Source organism: Citricoccus alkalitolerans, assembly GCF_039528175.1.
In the GTDB taxonomy this organism is placed as follows: Bacteria; Actinomycetota; Actinomycetes; order Actinomycetales; family Micrococcaceae; genus Citricoccus; species Citricoccus alkalitolerans.
Genome location: NZ_BAAALH010000002.1, coordinates 110,950 through 128,028, shown reverse-complemented (window position 1 = coordinate 128,028; position 17,079 = coordinate 110,950). Strand labels below are relative to the sequence as shown.

At 69.1% G+C, this 17,079-nt stretch carries 14 protein-coding genes and 1 riboswitch; of the genes, 12 read left to right on the top strand and 2 right to left on the bottom strand.

The window, feature by feature from the left end; genetic code table 11:
* Positions 1 to 51: 51 nt before the first annotated feature.
* From ABD134_RS06500 to ABD134_RS06450, 11 genes are all read left to right on the top strand, one after another.
* On the top strand, positions 52 to 1,050 hold the full coding sequence (locus tag ABD134_RS06500; protein WP_344227913.1) for an ABC transporter substrate-binding protein: 999 nt from the start codon (positions 52 to 54) through the stop codon (positions 1,048 to 1,050).
* Between the two features lie 192 nt (positions 1,051 to 1,242).
* Positions 1,243 to 1,941, top strand: a complete 699-nt coding sequence (locus tag ABD134_RS06495; RefSeq protein ID WP_344227911.1) for a queuosine precursor transporter — start codon at positions 1,243 to 1,245, stop codon at positions 1,939 to 1,941.
* Between the two features lie 300 nt (positions 1,942 to 2,241).
* Complete coding sequence (locus tag ABD134_RS06490; RefSeq protein ID WP_344227909.1) at positions 2,242 to 3,087, top strand: formate/nitrite transporter family protein; 846 nt, start codon at positions 2,242 to 2,244, stop codon at positions 3,085 to 3,087.
* A gap of 14 nt (positions 3,088 to 3,101) precedes the next feature.
* Positions 3,102 to 3,539 (top strand): cyanase, encoded by a 438-nt coding sequence (gene cynS, locus ABD134_RS06485; RefSeq protein WP_344227908.1) that lies wholly within the window; start codon positions 3,102 to 3,104, stop codon positions 3,537 to 3,539.
* 164 nt (positions 3,540 to 3,703) lie between these two features.
* A riboswitch (SAM riboswitch) is annotated at positions 3,704 to 3,818 on the top strand.
* Positions 3,819 to 3,910: 92 nt separating this feature from the next.
* Positions 3,911 to 5,284, top strand: a complete 1,374-nt coding sequence (locus ABD134_RS06480; RefSeq protein ID WP_344227906.1) for an acyl-CoA dehydrogenase family protein — start codon at positions 3,911 to 3,913, stop codon at positions 5,282 to 5,284.
* Positions 5,281 to 6,555 carry an acyl-CoA dehydrogenase family protein gene (locus ABD134_RS06475; RefSeq protein WP_344227905.1) on the top strand — a complete coding sequence of 425 codons (1,275 nt, stop codon included), beginning with the start codon at positions 5,281 to 5,283 and terminating at the stop codon, positions 6,553 to 6,555. The genes ABD134_RS06480 and ABD134_RS06475 overlap by 4 nt, the downstream gene beginning before the upstream one ends.
* 31 nt (positions 6,556 to 6,586) lie before the next feature.
* Complete coding sequence (locus ABD134_RS06470) at positions 6,587 to 8,017, top strand: LLM class flavin-dependent oxidoreductase (RefSeq protein ID WP_344227903.1); 1,431 nt, start codon at positions 6,587 to 6,589, stop codon at positions 8,015 to 8,017.
* A gap of 51 nt (positions 8,018 to 8,068) precedes the next feature.
* Entirely contained in the window at positions 8,069 to 9,895 is a 1,827-nt protein-coding gene (locus tag ABD134_RS06465) for an ABC transporter substrate-binding protein (protein ID WP_344227901.1), read from the top strand.
* Between the two features lie 3 nt (positions 9,896 to 9,898).
* Positions 9,899 to 10,939 carry an ABC transporter permease gene (locus ABD134_RS06460; protein WP_344227898.1) on the top strand — a complete coding sequence of 347 codons (1,041 nt, stop codon included), beginning with the start codon at positions 9,899 to 9,901 and terminating at the stop codon, positions 10,937 to 10,939.
* Entirely contained in the window at positions 10,936 to 11,805 is an 870-nt protein-coding gene (locus ABD134_RS06455; RefSeq protein WP_344227896.1) for an ABC transporter permease, read from the top strand. Before ABD134_RS06460 ends, ABD134_RS06455 begins: the two co-directional genes overlap by 4 nt.
* Positions 11,805 to 13,574 carry a dipeptide ABC transporter ATP-binding protein gene (locus ABD134_RS06450; protein WP_344227895.1) on the top strand — a complete coding sequence of 590 codons (1,770 nt, stop codon included), beginning with the start codon at positions 11,805 to 11,807 and terminating at the stop codon, positions 13,572 to 13,574. Before ABD134_RS06455 ends, ABD134_RS06450 begins: the two co-directional genes overlap by 1 nt.
* A gap of 41 nt (positions 13,575 to 13,615) precedes the next feature.
* Here the strand turns inward: ABD134_RS06450 and ABD134_RS06445 are convergent, their stop codons facing one another.
* Entirely contained in the window at positions 13,616 to 14,686 is a 1,071-nt protein-coding gene (locus ABD134_RS06445; protein WP_344227893.1) for an aldo/keto reductase, read from the bottom strand.
* Between the two features lie 70 nt (positions 14,687 to 14,756).
* Here ABD134_RS06445 and ABD134_RS06440 point away from each other — a divergent pair, with 70 nt between their 5' ends.
* Positions 14,757 to 15,647: an SRPBCC family protein gene (locus ABD134_RS06440; protein WP_344227891.1), complete on the top strand. Its 891-nt coding sequence runs from the start codon at positions 14,757 to 14,759 to the stop codon at positions 15,645 to 15,647.
* Between the two features lie 7 nt (positions 15,648 to 15,654).
* Here the strand turns inward: ABD134_RS06440 and tgt are convergent, their stop codons facing one another.
* Positions 15,655 to 17,010, bottom strand: coding sequence for a tRNA guanosine(34) transglycosylase Tgt (gene tgt, locus ABD134_RS06435; RefSeq protein ID WP_378108274.1), 1,356 nt, complete (start codon positions 17,008 to 17,010; stop codon positions 15,655 to 15,657).
* Positions 17,011 to 17,079 lie beyond the last annotated feature (69 nt).

The following is a 17,079-nucleotide window of genomic DNA, read 5'->3' as shown; positions in this document are numbered from 1 at the left end:
TAGGTATTCGGCTCCATTGTGACCCGCCCCACATTCGATCCAGGAGTAGTCATGAAGTCATCCCGCCGGAGCTTGCTGTCCACCGTTGCCGTGGCCGGGCTTGCCCTGACCGCCTGTTCCTCGGGTTCCCCATCCGGAACGGGTGGCGCTCCCACCTCCAGTGAATCTGACGCGGCGGCCGGCGGACTCACCCAGGTCACGGTCGGCCTCGTCCCGTTGGCCGCCTCGGTCGCCGTCGACTACGGCATCCAGGAGGGCATCTTCGAAAAGCACGGACTCGACGTTGAGATCGCCCTCGCCAATGCCGGCGCCGCCATGCTGCCCGCCGTGTCCAACGGGCAGATGGACTTCGGGGTCGGCAACCCGCTGTCTGTCCTCACGGCCGTGGACCAGGGCCTGGACATGAAGATCGTGGCCGGATACTGCAACTCTGCGGACGAAGGCGAGGACACCTCGGGAGTCGTGACGCGGGGGGACTCGGAAATCGAGGACTACGGCGACCTGGCCGGCAAGACCACCTCCATCAACGCCCTACGGACCCTCGGGGACCTGACGCTGATGGACCTGGCCGAACGGGGCGGCTCCGATCCGGCGGACGTGAAGTTCGCGGAGATGCCGTTCCAGGACATGCCGGCTCAGCTCGAGCAGGGGAACACAGACGCCATCTGGATCCCGGAGCCGTTCCTGACCACCGCGCTCGAGGATCCGGACAACGAGCTCCTGGGGTACTCGTTCCGTGACTCGATCGAGGGCATGCCGACCATGGTCACGTTCACCTCGGGGACCTTCGCCGAGGAGAACCCGGAGACCGTGGAACAGTTCCAGGCGGCCATCACCGAGGCGCTCGCCGCCACGGACGAGAACAACGACGAAGCCAAGAAGCTCCTGCCGGAGTTCATGAACCTTCCCGAGGACGTGGCCATGGCCCTCACACTGGACGAGCTCGGAGGAGAGGTCCGCGAGGACCAGATGCAGGCCATCGGCGAGCTGGCCGTGAAATACGGGTTCATCGACCAGGAGCCGGACCTGGACTCCATGATCGTCAAGTAGGCCAGAGCACTCCCGGCAGCACGGATATGGAAGAATAAGGAGTCGTTCGAACGCCACCCGGGGCAGCGGGTGCGTGCGGGGTCGTTGAGACCGTCAGCCGCCGCGTCCGGATCACCGTGAGTGTTAATACAGCCGACCGCCACCGCGCCCTGGCGCTGGAGGTCTCGGCGAACCACCGCCCAAGGACCCCACGTGAACTCTTCCGCACCTGCCCCTCAGCACGCACCTGCCCGTTTCGCCCCCACCGGCACCGGCCTCTATGCCCTCTTCACGGCGGTCATGGCCGTCGTGCTGATCCTGTCCAACCTCGGTGCCTCCAAGGGCGTGACCTTCGGCGCCATCGTCACGGACGGCGGGTTCTTCCTCTTCCCGTTGGCCTACATCATCGGGGACGTGGTCGCCGAGGTCTACGGCTTCAAGGCCTCCCGGCGCGCCATCGTCACCACCTTCGCCCTCTCGGTCTTCGCCGCGCTTTGCTTCTGGGTCATCATCGCCCTGCCCGGTGCCGAGTGGTACGACGGCCAGGAGGCCCTTGTCCGGACCCTGGCACCCGTGCCCCTGATCGTGCTCGCCTCCCTGCTCGGATTCCTCGTCGGTCAACTGGCCAACTCCTGGCTCATGGTCCGCCTCAAGCGCCGCTCCGGCGAACGCCTGCTCTTCGGCCGGCTGGCCGCCTCCACTCTGGTGGGTGAGTTCCTGGACACCCTCGTGTTCTGCTCCATCGCTGCCGGGGTCATCGGCATCACGGACGTGCCGACGTTCCTCAACTACGTCCTGGTGGGCTTCGTGTTCAAGTCCGTCGTCGAGATCGTCCTGTCCCCGGTGACCATGTGGGTCATCGGCCGGGTCAAGAAGGCCGAGCCGGCCTACGCCGCGGTTCCCGAGGCGTAGGGAGCCGAGACTTCACGCGGCCTCGGTCACCGGGGTAACCGGGCCGATGGCCCACCCGCAGACGTACGACGACGGCGACCTCCACTTCCAGCGCGTCCGCGACTTGGCGCTGGCCCTCCCCGCGGCATCGAAGCTGGTCAGGGAGCTGCCCTGACGGGATTGACCGGAGGGTATCTCACTGCATCGCGCCGGGACAGTGAGGGAGATTTCGTGGGCAGGTGCGCGGGCGGAAACACCGCAGAAACGCACGCTTCCTAGGTTGGGGGTATGCCCGCCCCCTCGCCCTTGGAGTGATGTCCCATGTCCTATGTCAGCCCGTCAGACTTCGTGAAACACATGGTCGACGCCGGTGAGTCCAAGGTCTTCATGTCCACTCGAGACACCCTGATCCGCTCGTTCATGGCCGGCGCCATCCTGGCCCTCGCCGCCGCATTCGCCATCACCGTCACCGTGCAGACCGGCAACGCCCTCGTGGGTGCGTTGCTGTTCCCGGTCGGCTTCATCCTCATCTACCTGCTCGGCTTCGACCTGCTCACGGGTGTCTTCACCCTCGTCCCGCTGGCCTGGATCGACAAGAGGCCCGGCGTGACCATCGGAGGCCTGTTGCGGAACTGGGGCCTGGTCTTCGTCGGCAACTTCGCCGGAGCCTTCCTGGTGGCCGTCATGATGGTGGTAACCATGACCTACGGCTTCCACACCCCGCCGAACGAGGTGGCCCAGCAGATCGGCTCCATCGGCGAGGGGAGAACCGTCGGCTATGCCGAATACGGCGCGGGTGGCATGCTGACGCTCTTCATCCGCGGCGTGCTCTGCAACTGGATGGTCTCGACCGGTGTGGTCGCGGCCTTCCTGGCCAAGGACGTCGTGGGCAAGGCCCTGATCATGTGGATGCCGGTCATGCTCTTCTTCTACATGGGATTCGAGCACTCCATCGTCAACATGTTCCTCTTCCCGGCGGGCCTCATGCTGGGCGGTGAGTTCTCCATCATGGACTACCTCGTCTGGAACGAGATCCCGACCGTGCTCGGCAACCTCGTGGGTGGCCTCTCCTTCGTGGGCCTGACGCTCTACGCCACCCACTACCGTACGGCGGCCAAGCGTCAGCCGAAGCTGCCGGCCCTGCCCGACCACGCCGTGAGCCGCTGACCATGGACCCCATCATGCATAAGGCGCACGCTGCCGACCTCGTCAATGCCGCACGCATCCGTGCCGGTCTCACCTGGGCCGGCCTCGCGGCCGCCATCGGAGCCGCACCGGTGTGGACCACGGCCGCGCTGCTGGGACAGCACCCGATGACCGCGGCCCAGGCCGGCGTCGTGGTCGAGATGCTCGGTCTGGGCGACGACGTGGCTGAGAGCCTGCAGCAACAGCCGAACCGGGGCAGCGACCCGGCCGTGATGAACGACCCCACGATCTATCGACTGATGGAGGCCATGTCGGTCTACGGGCCGGCGCTGAAGGCCCTGATCCACGAGGAGTTCGGGGACGGCATCATGAGCGCCATCAACTTCAAGGCAGACGTTGCCCGCCGTGCCGATGTGGACGGCGACCGCGTGGTCATCACCTTGGATGGCAAGTTCCTGGACTACCGCTGGTGACCGGGCCGCCCCTTCCGTCACCGGCCGTCACAGACCGTCATCTGGGGCGGCCCAGGACGGTCGGGGCGGCACATCGGCACGGAAACGGGCCCAGATGACGCCAGGCCGCTGAACATGACCCGAGGCTTGGCGGCCACGTGCTGACTGCCTAGGGTCGACATCAGAATCACGAGATCCGGTGCTAAGCCCTGGCTGGCCGGACGGCAACCCTCTCTCCGTAGTGGGGTGCTCCAGGTGATGATTCGGCCTCCGGGGACCACCGCGGGGCAAGTACGGCACCACCGTGAAGACGTGTCCCGGCCGCCAGGCTATGTCGACGCCGTGTTCCGGGCCAACGCCATTCCGGTGTGCCATGGACGACGGGGACACCCATGACGGACACCACCCACCTCGAACACCGCACCGTGCCGACCGGACTGCCCACCTTCGAGGAGCTGCGGGCGGACATCGGCCCCTCCGGACCGACGGACGCCCAGCTCACCGAGCACTTCGCCCCCGTCTTCGCGGCCATCGCTGCGGGCTCGGCACAGCGAGAGCAGGACCACGAGTTGGCGTTCGCGGCCATAGAGCACCTCCGCGGCGCGGGGTTCACCCGAGTGCGGCTCGGCCGCGACCACGGGGGCATCGGCGCGAGCCTGCCGCAACTGGCCGACCTGCTGGTGGATCTCGCCGCCGCCGATTCCAACCTGCCCCAGGCGCTGCACGGGCATTTCATGTTCACCGAGCAGCACGAGAACGAGTCCCAGGGCGCGGTCTCCGAGTGGTGGTTGGCCGAGGTCGCCTCGGGGAAGATCTTCGGCAATGCCCTGGTGGAGTTGCCCCCGTCTGCGGGCCGGCGCCCCGTGCACTGGATCGATGCGGACTCGGACACCGTGCAGGCGGCCGCCGCCACCGGCACCACGGAGGTGGCCCGCCTGACGGGTGACAAGTTCTACTCCACCGGGGCGATCTTCGCCGACTACCTGCTGGTCTCCGCGGTCCCGCCAGGGCTCGAGGAGGACGGCCCGGTCTTCGCGATCATCGACGCCCGCGATCCCGGGGTGCAGCGCATCGACGACTGGAACGGCTTCGGCCAGCGGCTCACCGCCTCCGGCACCACCACCCTGGACCACGTCCCCGTGCGGGCCCAGCGGACCCAGGAGTTCAACGTCCCCACGGGCGTGCTGGCCTACACCGTCCTGTGGATCGTGCTGGCGGCCACGCAGGCCGGGATCGGGGCCACCGCGCTGGCCGAGATCACCACGTTCGTCCGGGGCCGGCGTCGTACCTATGACCACGCCACGGCGGAGACGCCGGCGGAGGACCCGCTGGTGCACCAGGTCATCGGTGCCGTCTCCTCCAAGGTGAGCTCGGCCCGGCACATCGTGCGCGGCACCGCGGCCGTGGTGGAGGAGTCTTACCTCCAGGTCCGGGGGCACAGCGACCTGGAGGACCCGGTGGTGGTCCAGGCCCACGCCCGGGCCAACATCGCGTTGTCAGAGGCGTCACTCGTGGTGTCCGATCTGATCCTGGAGGCCACCAACCAGATCTTCGAGTCCGGCGGGGCCTCTGCCACGGATGCCAGCCGGCAGCTGCACCAGCACTGGCTCAACGCCCGGACGGTCGCCAGCCACACCCCGCTGGTCTACCGCACCCAAGCCGTGGGCGACTACCGGGTCAACGGCGCCATCCCGCCGTTCCACTCCACGGCCCGCAATTCCGCTGCCCCTGAGGCCGCTGCCACATCCACCACCGAGGGAGCATGATGACCACCACCACCGAGCGCACCACCGCCGCCACCAGCGCGTCCACCGGAGGCGAACCGTCCGGCCGGTCCTACCGGGCCCTCCGCGAGCGGCTGGCCCCGGAGTTCGCCGCCATCGCGGACAGCGCCGCGCAGCGGGAGGCCGAGCACATCATCGACCGCGACGCCGTCCGGCGACTGGCCGCGGCAGGGTTCACCTCCCTGCGGGTGCCGGTGGAGTACGGCGGCGCCGGACTCTCCTTCGAGGAGCAGGCCCAGCTGATCGTGGAGCTGGCGGCGGCGGACTCGAACCTCGTCCAGGCACTGCGCGCACACCTGATCAACCAGGAGAACGTGCTGGGACACCCGGACCCGGCGTTCCGGGACCGGTGGCTGCGCCGCCTCGGAGCCGGGGCGGTGGTCGGCAACGCCATCACGGAGATCAACAACGCGGTGGGGGAGGGCACCACCACGTTGGCCCAGGACGCCGAGAGCACCTGGAGGCTCAACGGCACCAAGTACTACTCGACCGGGACCCTCTACGCGGATTGGATCATCGTGGCAGCGGTGGATGCCCACGGTGAGGAGATCGCCGCCACGGTGCCCGTGGACGCACCCGGGATCTCGAGGCTGGACGACTGGGATGGCTTCGGCCAGCAGCTCACCGCCTCCGGCACCACGGTGTTCCACGGCACGCCGGTCGAGGCCGAGGAGGTCTACACCGGTGGTCTGGATGACGGCACCCGTGTCGCCACCGGCCAGGCCAGCTGGCAGTTCCTGCACCTCGCGGCGCTGACCGGCATCGCCGAGGCCATCGTGCGGGACGTCAGCGAGTACGTCCGCGGCCGGCGTCGTTCCTTCAGCCACGGGACCGCGGAGCTGCCGCGGGACGATTCCCAGGTGCTCCAAGTGGTGGGCGAGCTCTCCTCCGCCGCGTTCGCCGCACGGGCCGCCTTCGACTCCGTGGTCTCCGCGCTGGGCGGCGTGCTCGGACGGGAGGCCGCCGGAGAGGTCCTGCCGGAGGAGGACACCAATGCCCTTTACATCCGTGTCTACCAGGCCCAGCAGGTCATCGCGAAGAACGTCCTGGCCGCGGCCACCCACCTGTTCGAGGTGGGCGGGGCCTCTGCCCTGAGCCAGTCGAAGCGGCTGGACCGCCACTGGCGGAATGCCCGCGTGCTGGCCAACCACAACCCCCTGATCTACCGGTCCCGCCTCGTCGGGGACTGGGAGGTCAACGCCACCCCGCCGGCCCGTTCCTACCGCATCGGCTCCGTGCCGAACGAGCAGTGAGCACGAACCCGTTCCGCAATCAGGAGTCCCCATGAGCAACGAGAATCCGGCCCCCGGCCGCACCACCCCCGCCCACACCACGCCGCGCCCCTTGCGCTTCAACGCCTTCGTCATGAACACCACCAGCCACATCCACCACGGCCAGTGGCGCCGGGAGGATGCCGGCCAGACCGAGTTCACGGACGTCAACACGTGGATCAACCTGGCGAAGACCCTGGAGACGGCGAAGTTCGACGCGATGTTCTTCGCGGACGTGGTGGGCCACTACGGTGATGCCGACGCGGACTATTCCGTGTACGTCAACGAAGGTCTGCAGATCCCCTCCAACGATCCGACCGTGCTGCTCGGGGCGCTCGCCGTGGTCACCGAGCACATCGGCCTGGCCACCACCTCGAACGTGTTCCAGTCCCACCCGTTCCAGTTCGCCCGCCAGCTGTCCACCCTGGACCACCTCTCCGGCGGGCGCATCGCCTGGAACATCGTCACGGGCACCCAGGACAACGGCTCGCGCAACTTCGGCCTGCCGCGGCTGACCGACCACGCCGAGCGCTACCGCTGGGCCGCGGAGTACATCGACGTCGCCTACAAGCTGTGGGAGGGCTCCTGGGACGAGGATGCGGTGGTCAAGGACCGAGCGGGTTCGCGCTACTCGGACCCGGAGAAGGTACACAAGATCCACCATGTGGGCGAGCGCTACTCGGTGGAGGGCCCACACCTACCCTCTCCGTCCCCGCAGCGCACGCCGGTGCTGTTCCAGGCAGGGTCCTCGGCCTCCGGCCGTGACTTCGCCGCCCGCAACGCCGAGGCCGTGTTCATCATCGCGACCACTCCGGACGTGGCCCGCCAGCAGATCGAGGACACCCGGCGCCGAGCCGTGGAGGCCGGCCGGGCACCGGAGGACATCACGTTCTACCAGGGGCTCAGCTTCGTGATCGGGGACACCGAGGAGGAGGCCCAGCGCAAGCTGGAGGAGTACGAGCAGTACGCCTCCCTGGACGGCTACCTGGCCCATTCCGCCCTCGTGGACCCGGACGGCCGGGTCTATCCACCCGAGACTCCACTGAAGGATCTGGAGACCAACACCCAGAAGGGCTTCGCGGAGTGGGTCTCCAAGGCCATCACGGACCGCGAGCCCGTGGTGGCAGACATCGCCTGGCGCAGTCACCGCAACAGCCGCGTGGTGGGCACCCCGGAACGGATCGCCGACCAGCTGGAGGAGTGGCAGGCAGCGGGTGTGGACGGAATCAATGTCATCAACTGGGTCATCCCCGGCTCCTTCGAGGAGTTCGCGGAGAAGGTCTTGCCGGTGCTGCGCGCACGCGGCCTGGCCCAGTCCGAGTACGCCCCGGGCACCCTGCGCCAGAAGCTCTTCGGCCGCGACCGTCTGCCGGAGACCCACCCGGCCGCCCAGTACCGGGGGGCCTTCGCCCGCCACGAAGACGCCGTGCCCGCCGGCGCCTGACCCCGCGCCACTCGGCCACGAGAGCCGCCCAGCGGCCCCGAAAGGAACCCCATGAGCACCCCACCCTGCCCGAACGCGCCCGAGATCCGGCGTGTTTCGGCTGACCCGTCAGCCACCACCGCGGCCAACACCAGAGCACGACGCCGGCCGGGCGCCCCCACCATCGGCCTCACCCTGGCCGTGGGTTTGGCGCTGGCCTTGTCCGCCTGTTCCTCCGGCGTCGCCAGCTCGGAGGAGTCGCAGGAACAGGCGGCCCTGACCGGCTCCGCCTCGGCACCGGTCCAAGGCGGCGTCCTCGAGTACGGGCACCTCCAAGAGCCCAACTGCATCTTCGGCGGTTGGATCCAGGAGAACTTCACGGCGCGCCAGGTGCTGGACAACCTGGTCTCCGCCACGGAGGACGACTCCGTGGTGCCGTGGATCGCCACCGAGTGGTCGGTCGCGGAGGGCCGGACGGTGTGGACCTTGAACCTGCGCGATGATGTCCACTTCACAGACGGCACGCCGCTGGATGCGGAGGCCGTGGCCTACAACTTCGACTACTGGATGGACGGCGGCAACGGCACCGCGGCGGCCCATCTGGGCGGGTTCTACGACCACTCCGAGGTGGTGGACGCTGACACGGTGGAGATCCACCTCTCCGCCCCGTTCGACCCGTTCCTGTCCACCCTCTCGCAGTCGTACTTCGGCCTGCAGTCGCCGACGGCGCTGCAGACCCGGACGGCCGAGGAGAACTGCACCGAACCGATCGGCTCCGGTCCCTTCACGGTCAAGGACTGGAAGCGGGGCGAGTACATCGAGTTCGAGCGCAATGAGGACTACGGCTGGGCGCCGGAGAACGCGCGGCACCAGGGACCGGCTCACGTGGAGGGCATCCGCTGGAACATCGTCCCAGACGGCACCTCGCGCTACGGCTCGCTGCTCGCCGGAGAGATGGACGCGATCGGTGAGATCCCCGCCGTCAACATCGCCGAGGCGAGCCAGCGGTATGACTTCACGCAGTACATCACCCCGGGCCGGCCCGTGGTCATCAACCTGAACACCGAACGGGGAATCTTCACGGACCAGGCGGTCCGTCAGGCCCTGAGCCACGCCACGGACCGCGAGGCGAACATCGAGTCGGCCTTCCTGGGCACCGTCCCGTTCGAGCCCAGCGGCTACCTCTCCCAGTCCACGCCCGGCTATGACCCGGACGCGGCCTCTCAGTACCCCTTCGACCTGGAGAAGGCGAACGAGCTGCTGGACGGGGCCGGGTGGACCGGTCGCGCGGAGGACGGGACCCGGCTCAAGGACGGGCAGCGGCTGCAGGTGAGGATCGTCTACGGCCTCAACACCATCGTCACACCGGACGGCAACACCGCCATCCAGAACTTCCAGGAACAGGCCCGGGCTGCCGGATTCGACATCGAGCTGCGTCCACTCACCCCCTCTGAGAACTTCTCCGGCGCATACTCCACCCCGGACAGCTATGACGGCAGCGTCGGGTACTGGACCAGTCCGCACGCCGGGATCCTCAACATCAATTACCGCCCCTCCACCGAGCAGGAGCCCAATGGGGCCAACACCACGTTCCTGGACGACCAGCAGGTGTTCACCACCATCCAGGAAGCCCTCCAGGCGCCCACGGCCGAGGAGGTCACAGCGAGGTTCTCCGAGGCCCAGTACCAGCTCAGCGAGCTGGCCCCCGCGATTGGCCTGTATACGCAGACCAACACCCTGGCGGTCTCGGACCGGGTCAGCGGCCTCTGGCTCGAGCCTGCCCAGGGTGGGCCGATCTTCCACGACGCCCACTTCACCTCGGACAGCGCACGGGACTCCTCCCGCGGCTTCTCCGCGGAGAACGCAGAGAACCCAGAGAACCCAGAGAGCGCAGGCTGAGCCATGTCCGTCACCACCGCACCCGCCCCGTCATCAGGCGCGGAACTCGGTCCCGTGCCCCGCCCCGAGCCGGGCCCCGTCCGGCGCGGGCGACCGGTCGCCTCGATCGCCGCACTCATCGGGAAGAAGATCCTCGGCGCGCTGTTCGTCATCTGGGCCGCGGCCTCGATCACCTTCCTCATCCAGTCCCTGCTGCCCGGGGACCGCGCCACGCTCCTGTTGAACCAGCAGACCGGGCAGGTGCAGGAGCGCTCCGCCGAGGAGCTGGCTCCGATCAATGAGCAGTTCGGCTTCGACGATCCGTTGATCACCCAGTACGTCACCTTCCTGGGCGGCCTGCTGCGCGGGGACCTGGGCACGTCCTACACCCTGTATCAGCCGGTCACCACAGTGATCGGGGATCAGATCGTCCCCACCCTGGTCCTGACGTTCACCGCCCTCGCCGTGGCCTGGGCCCTGGCGATCGTGCTCCTGCTGCTCACAGCTCGCCGCACTCCGTGGTTGTCCCGGATCTTCTCCGGCCTTGAATCCGTGGCGGCCGCCCTGCCGCAGTACTGGCTGGGCATCATCCTGCTCGTCGTGTTCTCCCTGTGGCTGGGGCTCTTCCCCGTGGTCTCAGGCAGCGGCACGGCCGGCCTGGTGCTGCCGGCGCTGACCCTTGGAATCCCGTTGGCCGGCTTCCTCGCCCAGGTGATGCGTGCCGAGTTCGAGCGGACCCTGGATGAACCGTTCGTCCTCACCGCCCGGGCCCGAGGGATGTCCGACGGCGGCGTGCGGCTGCGGCACGTGCTGCGCCACTCGCTGTTGCCCGGTCTCAGCCTGACGGGCTGGGCGGTGGGGGCCCAGTTCTCCGCCGCCGTGATCGCCGAGAACGTCTTCGCCCGGCCCGGCCTCGGCCGGGTCCTGGTCACCGCCGTCAACGGCCGTGACCTACCCGTGGTCTGCGGTGTGGTCATGCTCGTGGCCCTCGTCTACGTAATCACCAACCTGATCGTGGACACCGCCTACCTCCTCGTGGACCCCCGACTGAAGGAGACACCATGACCGCCCAACTCCACCTCACGACCGATGCCCACCGGACCGAGCCGGCGTCGTCCGCTGCCCAGCGACAGGTTCCGGCGACCGTGTGGATTGCCGGTCTGTTCGCGGGGCTCCTGGTCCTCGCTGCGTTCGCGCCCGGGGTCCTGGCCACCCATGACCCGCGGGCCATCACCCTGGACGCCCCGCTGACCCCGCCCAGTTGGGAGCACTGGTTCGGCACCGACCAGTCGGGCCGGGACCTGTACTCGAGGATCGTCCACGGCACGGCCCAGTCGCTGCTGATCGGACTGGGCGCCGCGTCCGTAGGCGTCGGACTCGCCGTGGTCTTCGGGTCCTGGGCCGCCCTGGGCGGACGTTGGGCAGATGCCGTCATCGGCCGAGGGATTGAGGTTCTCTTCGCCTTCCCGATCCTGCTGCTGGCGATGGTGTTCATTGCCGTCTACGGGCCCTCGGTCCAGACCCTGATCCTCGCGGTCGGGCTCGGGATCGCCCCCGGCTACGCACGGATGGTCCGCGCCCAGGTGATGAGCGTTCGCCGGTCCGGATACGTCCAGGCGGCGCAGGCCCTGGGGCACCACCCCGGCCGGGTCCTGACGCGGCACATCCTGCCGAACGCCCTGCGGCCCCTGCTGGCGGTCCTGACCCTCGGCATCGGCCAGTCCATCGTCTGGGCCTCCGGCCTGGCGTTCCTCGGCTTCGGTGTGGCGCCGCCCTCGCCCGAATGGGGCGCCCTGCTGGAGGCCGGCCGTCCCTACATCATCGAGGCCTGGTGGCTGGAGATCATCCCGGGCCTGGCCGTGCTGGCCACGGCCCTGACCGCCACCGTCCTCGGCAAGTTCGTGGAGTCCACCCTAGAAGGAGAACGCTGATGACCACTGTGACCGACGCTGACACCGCCACGACCCTCCTGACGGACCTGGCCCGCGAGGCCGGCACCGTTGGATCAGCTCCCCGTTCCCTGGCCGAGTTGGAGAACCTCAACGTCTGGTTCTCGGATTCCCACGGCCGCCGCAGCCACGTGGTCCATGACGTCTCCCTGCGGATCCAGCCCGGCGAGTGCGTGGCGATCATCGGCGAATCGGGCTCGGGCAAGTCCGTCACCGCCCGGACGCTCATCGGCCTGACCGGGCCCGGCTCCCATGTGCAGGCGGACACGGCCACCGCCCTGGGCCGGGACATCCAGACGCTGCGGGACGCGGACTGGCGGTCCATCCGCGGCAAGGACATCGGCTTCATCCTGCAGGACGCCCTCGTCTCCCTGGACCCGCTGCGTACCGTGGGAACGGAGATCGGCGAATCGCTGCGCCTGCACGGCGTGCGGGACCGTGCGGAGCGGATTGCCCGGGTGGAACAGCTGCTCGCGGAGGTCGGCGTCCCGGAGCCGCACCTGGTGGCAGGCCAGCGTCCGGACCAGCTGTCCGGCGGCCTGCGCCAGCGCGCCCTGATCGCCTCGGCCATCGCCAACCACCCGTCCCTGGTGGTGGCCGATGAACCGACCACGGCCCTCGATGTCACCGTGCAGGCGCAGGTCCTGGACCTGCTGGCCCAGCGCAAGGCGGACGGCACCGCGATCCTGCTGATCAGCCACGACTTCTCCGTGGTGGGACGGCTGGCGGACCGTGTGCTGGTGATGCAGGGCGGCTGGATCGTGGAGTCCGGGACCGCGGCCGAGGTCCTGGAGAACCCGCAGCATCCCTACACCCGCCAGCTGCTGGACGCCGTGCCCTCCGGGCACACCAAGGGCGAGTACCTCACGGAGGACGGTCGGCTCCGGGCGCTCGAGCGCGCCGCGGCCTCCGAGTCCGCCCTCCCGGCGGTGGAGGTGCCCGCGGTGCTGTCCGCCCGCGGGCTGACCAAGTCCTACCGGGGGCCGGATGGCCGGGACCGCACCGTGGTGCGGGACGTGTCCTTCGACGTGCACGCCGGGCGGACCCTCGGGATCGTGGGGGAGTCCGGCTCGGGGAAGTCCACCACAGCCTCCATGGCCTTGGGCTTCATCGCCCCGGACGCGGGCACCGTCCTGCTGGACGGTGCGCCCTGGAGCGAGTTGTCCCTGGCCGGAAGGAGGTCCCGTCGCCGGGAGGTGACCGTGGTCTACCAGGACCCGCTGAGCTCCTTCGACCCACGGTGGAGCGGCGAGCGGATCCTCACCGATGCGCTCGATGCCGGCGCGGCCCCCGGGCCGTTCGCCTCGGGACGGGCCCGGCGGGTCCACCGGCAGGAGCAGTCCGAACGGGCGGCGCAGCTGGCCCGCGTGGTCGGCCTCGCCCCGGAGCACCTGGCCAAGCACCCGTTGCGGCTCTCGGGGGGTCAGCGGCAGCGGCTCTCGATCGCCCGGGCCCTGGCCCCGGAGCCGAAGGTCGTGGTGTTGGACGAAGCCGTCTCCGCCCTGGACGTCTCCGTGCAGGCCCAGGTGCTGGACCTGCTGTCCGAACTGCAGGAGACCCTCGGGACGACCTACCTGTTCATCTCCCACGACCTCGGCGTGATCCATCACCTGAGCGACGAGATCCTGGTCATGAAGGACGGGGTGGCCGTGGAGTACGGGGAGGCCAACCGTGTGTTCGAAGAGCCGGAACATGACTACACCCGGGCGCTGCTCGGCTCGCTCCAGGCCCTCTCCACCCACGTGCCCTGATCCGGCTGAGCGGATGGACCGTGCAGGGAGGCCGGTGAATCTCAGTCGATCCGGGCGGAGACGTTCCAGATGTCGATGCTGGACTCGCGGCCGGTGATCGCATCGATGCGCTCCAGCTCCTCAGCCGTGAACGCGGTGTTGGCCAGGGCGCCCAGGTTCTCGTCCAGCTGGCCCGTCGAGGAAGCCCCGAGCAGCACCGAGGTCACTCCGCCCTCGCGCAGCAGCCAGGCGATGGCCAGCTGGGCCAGGGACTGGCCGCGCTCACCGGCCACCTCATTCAGCGCACGTGCCATCGCGAGGTTCTCCTCGGTGAGGTGACCGGAGAGGGAGGTGCGGCCACCGGAGGGGACGGCGCCGTCGTCGTTCAGGTACTTGTCCGTCAGCAGGCCCTGGGCCAGCGGCGTGAAGGCGATGGACCCCATGCCCTGTTCCTGCAGGGTGCGCAGGAGGCCGTCCTCCACCCAGCGGTTGAGCAGGGAGTAGGCGGGCTGGTGGATCACCAGCGGAGTGCCCAGCTCACGGGCGATGCGCTGGGCCTCGACCGTGCGCTCGGGGGAGTAGGAGGACAGGCCCACGTAGAGCGCCTTGCCCTGGGTGACCAGGGTGTGCAGGGCACCGATGGTCTCCTCCAGGGGCGTGTCCGCATCCGCGCGGTGGGAGTAGAACAGATCCACGTAGTCCAGGCCCATCCGCTGCAGGGACGCTTCGGCGGAGGCCAGGATGTACTTGCGGGAGCCCAGGTTGCCGTACGGCCCCGGCCACATGTTCCAGCCCGCCTTCGAGGAGATGATCAGCTCATCCCGGTAGCGGCCCAGGTCCTTGGCCAGGACGCGGCCGAAGTTCTCCTCGGCGGATCCGGCGGGCGGCCCGTAGTTGTTGGCCAGGTCGAAGTGGGTGATGCCGTGGTCGAAGGCGTGGGTCAGGATCTCGCGCTGGGTGGTGAAGGGGCGGTTGTCCCCGAAGTTCCACCACAGTCCCAGGCTGATCGGCGGCAGCGCGAGCCCCGTGGCGCCGACCCTGCGGTAGCCGGTGGTCTCATAGCGGTCCGCAGCCGCCACGTAGGGGGCATGGTGTTCGGGCGTGGGCACGGGGCGGATCTCACCGGTGTTCATGCAGTTCCTCCAGGGGTTGGTCGGTCTTCTACCGTGGAGCACTGTACGCCCCGGATGGCAGGCTGGGGAGATGAGCGAAACACAGGGCCATCCAGCCGTCACCGGCGAACCCACTGCCTGGTTCGAGCGCGACGGTCCGGGCTGCCGGACCATCGTGGAGGTGGCCGTCCCCGGAACCGCCGAGGAGGTGTGGGATTCGGTCGCCACCGGCCCCGGCTACCGTCGCTGGTTCGTCGAGGCCGAGCTGGAGCCCCGCGTCGGCGGCGTCCTGGTGACCCACCATGGCGACTTCGGCGACTCGGTGGGCACCATCACCGCCTGGGATCCGCCCCACCGCTATGCGTACGTGGAACCGGACTGGATGGGCGAGGGCACCCCGGTCCCGGACTGGAACACCGAGATCACCGTGGAACCCGTTCCCGACGACGGCCCGCCGGCCACCCTCGTCCGGCTCACCAGCGGCGTGGCCACCGAGGGGGACACCTGGGGCGAGGACATCGAGGGCACGCTGCCCGGCTGGCGGTCTGCGCTGCGGCTGCTCGCCGAGTTCCACACCCATTTCGCCGGGCGGGACACCGCCCAGGCCCTGGTGATGCGCGAGGTCCCGGAGGGGCATCGGCTGACAGTGCTGCTGGGACTGGACGGGGCCGTCGTCGGTCAGCAGGCCACCGCGCGGGCCGAGTCTGGTGGGCGGCACCTCGCGGTGACCGGCACGGTGATCGAGGTGACCGGAGGCCCGGACGGTGGGGAACCGACCCAGCAGGACTCGGTGGTGCTGCGCGTGACCGACGGTGCCACACCGGGCGTCTACGAGTTCGGCACCATGCAGTACGGCCAGACCCGGATGTCCGTGGTGCGGGGCTACCTGCACGTCCCGGCTGATGCGGACCCGGAGGCTGCCGAAACGGCCCGGGCTGTACAGCGCGGCTGGGCCGCCGTCCTCGACGCGCTCCTGGCGTGACGGCGGGTCAGGCCTTGGGCGCGTAGTAACGGCCCAGCACCTCATCCCTCAGGTCCCAAAACGTGCCGTCCTGGATGGAGACGCGGATCCGGTCCACCAGGCGCACGGTGAAGCGCTCGTTGTGAACGGAGATCAGCGTGTGCGCCACCATCTCCTTGGCCTTGATGAGGTGGTGGATGTAGGCCCGTGTGTAGTGGGCGCAGGTGTAGCAGTCGCAGCCCTCCTCCAGTGGGGAGAAGTCGCGCTTGTACTTGGCCCCGGGCAGGTTGAAGCGGCCGTCGGCGGTGTAGAAGGCACCGGTGCGGGCTACGCGGGTGGGTGAGACGCAGTCGAAGGTGTCCGCTCCGTTCTCCACGGCGGTGAACAGGTCATCCGGTTCGGAGATGCCCAGCAGGTGCCGTGGCTTGTCCTCCGGCAGCTCCTCGGCGCACCAGCCGACGATCGTTCCCAGGTTCGCCTTCTCCAGCGCCCCGCCGATCCCGTATCCGTCGAAACCGTGCTCGAGGGAGGAGAACATCGTGCGCATGGCGGCCAGGTCACCGCAGGCCTGGCGCCGCAGGTCCTCGTACTGCGCCCCCTGGATGACGCCGAACAGGGCCTGGTAGGGCTTGGCCGCGCGCTCACCGGTGAGCCGGGCGTGCTCGTCGAGGCAGCGCTGGGCCCAGCGGCGGGTCCGCTCGAGGGCCTCCTCCTGATAGCCGCGGGAGTTGTGCAGGGTGGTGAGCTCGTCGAAGGCGAACATGATGTCCGCACCGAGCTGGTGCTGGATGCCCACGGAGACCTCCGGGGTGAACCGGTGCTGGTCCCCATTGAGGTGGGACTTGAACCAGACCCCGTCCTCGTCCACGTTGGCCAGTCGCTCCTTGCCGGGTGCCACGGCGTCGTCCGCGCCCTGGCCGGAGGGGGCCTTCGGACCGGCCATGTCGATGACCTTCTTGAACCCCGAGCCCAGGCTCATCACCTGGAAACCGCCGGAATCAGTGAACGTGGGCCCGTGCCAGTTCATGAACTGTCCCAGGCCGCCGGCCTCGTCCAGCAGGTCCGCTCCCGGCTGCAGGTACAGGTGGTAAGCGTTGGCCAGCAGGGCCTGCGCACCGAGCTCGGCCATGGCCTCGGGCAGCACTGCCTTCACGGCGGCCTGCGTGGCGACCGGGATGAACGCCGGGGTCTGGATGGTCCCGTGCGGGGTGGTGATGGTCCCGGTGCGGCCCGGGCGCGGCTGCCCGTCCGGCCCGGTCAGGCGGGAGCCGATGGCGAAGGAGAAGTCCCGCGGCGTGGCTGCGGCGGGTGCGGGGCCGGCGTCGGACGCGGCGTTGGTCCCCGGTGCGTGCGCTGGGTTACGGGGGGACGTCTGATGGGTCACGGTGGGCGGGGTTCCTTCTCTCGGGGGTCTGCCATCAATGGTATGTATCGGGGGAGGGAAGCATGACCA